Genomic DNA, 1,733 nt, shown 5'->3' with positions numbered 1-1,733 from the left:
TGGCGTACCGGAGTCTTTGAAGAGGCAGAAGAGACTTAAGGATCTGATGGTCGCAAATGGTTTCGACGAGGTTGTCACATACAGTTTCGTAAATCCCGAAGAGATTGCAAAAGTAAACAAAGGAGTCGATTGCATCGCTTTGAGGAATCCGCTGTCGATGGATATGGCTGTCTTGAGGCCATCGCTAGTCTATAATCTCTTAGCTGCGGCATCCTACAATTTCAGAAGACAGAACAGAGATATCAAGCTCTTCGAGATAGCTTCGGTTTTCAATCCACTTGAGAAGCAGTGCGAAACAACTGCGTTAGGTTTTGTGGCTACAGGAAGAGAGAATCCACAGGATTATTCCGACAAGAGGGTAATCGACTTCTTCACTATCAAGGGAATAATCGACGAGTTCTTCTCACTTTACGGTTTAACTCCTGCGTACAAGCCTTCATCAGCCCCTTGGCTCGAAAGAGGGAAAGCAGTCTCTGTAGAGATTGAGGGTGCAAGAGCGGGCTTCCTTGGTGCTGTAGATCCAGCAATAGCCGATTCTCTTTACGAAATCAAAAGCGGTGAAGTGTTTATTGCAGAACTCAACGTAACCTTAATTGAAAGCATGATGAAAGAGTTTTCCGGAGTAAAGAAGATCTCTCCATTCCCAAGAGTCTTCAGAGATCTCTCGTTCCTTGTTCCTTACTCTATAGACTATGGGCAGCTTGAAAAGCTGATAACCGATACTCTAGAAGGAACCCTTTTCAACGAAGTAAGGGTTTCCGACCTGTATGAAGGAAAAGGCATTGAACATGGATACAGGAGCATAACAGTTACTCTAGCTTTTGAATCTTTCGAAAAGACCCTTACCGACGAAGAGATAAACTCTCTAATCGAGTTGGTTTTAAAAGAGACTGAAGAGATTGGTGTGAAGCTGCGTGGATAATCTGCTTCTCAATACCTTCAGCAGGAAAATCAGAGCTTATCTTCCTGAACTATGGAGGAAGGTCTCGAAGGAAGAGTTTTCGGTTGAACGAAAGTCCGGGTACAAGGACATTGTTACCTCGGTTGATCTCGAGATAGAAGAAAATCTCAAGTCGTTTCTTCACAATCTCTTCCCGGATGCCGCGTATCTCGGAGAAGAGTCGGGACCAGATGTTAGATCCTCAACAATGTGGATAGTTGATCCTGTGGACGGCACGACAAACTTCTCGAAGTCAAATCCTCACTATTCGACACAGATTGCTCTGTACACAGAAAATCGTGTCGTATTGGCAGTTACCTATGATCACAACCGGAAGGAGACATTCCATGCAATTGAGGGTCAGGGTGCCTACTTAAACAATAAACGGATTTGGGTTAGCAAAACAAAAGAGCTTCGAGAAGCTACAAGTCATGTTGGCCTTCAGTACTCATCCGAGACGTCTTTTGAGAGAATTACGAGGAGAATTAATCGAGCGATAAAGATATGTAGAGGCGTTCGAATAACGGGAAGCGCGTGTCTTGACTTTGCCTACGTTGCAGCCGGCAGGGCAGATATATTCTGGGAAGAGAAACTCAAGCCATGGGATGTTGCCAGCGGAGTCCTGCTGGTGAAGGAAGCCGGTGGCTTCGTTGGAAGCTGTCTTAAGGAACCTCTTGACCTTCTAGATCCCAATGTTCTCGTTGCCAACAACTCTCCGGAGCTGGTTGAAGAGTTCAGGGAGAGAGTCTTGTATGATTAAGTGAGGCAGACGCCTACTGCGCGCTGCACCCGG

1 protein-coding gene and 1 pseudogene are annotated in these 1,733 nt (G+C 45.7%); both read left to right on the top strand.

What is annotated here, in order from left to right; all coding sequences use genetic code 11:
• A pseudogene (locus tag B3N33_RS11210) lies at positions 1–922 on the top strand (phenylalanine--tRNA ligase subunit beta); the annotation flags it as partial.
• Positions 915–1,700 carry an inositol monophosphatase family protein gene (locus B3N33_RS11205; protein WP_103134288.1) on the top strand — a complete coding sequence of 262 codons (786 nt, stop codon included), beginning with the start codon at positions 915–917 and terminating at the stop codon, positions 1,698–1,700. The pseudogene B3N33_RS11210 and the gene B3N33_RS11205, both read left to right, overlap by 8 nt.
• Positions 1,701–1,733 lie beyond the last annotated feature (33 nt).

Source organism: Mesotoga sp. UBA5825 (genome assembly GCF_002432955.1).
Classification (GTDB): Bacteria; Thermotogota; Thermotogae; order Petrotogales; family Kosmotogaceae; genus Mesotoga.
The sequence above is the reverse complement of the archived record's forward strand: the minus strand, read 5'-3'. Positions and strand labels throughout refer to the sequence as shown.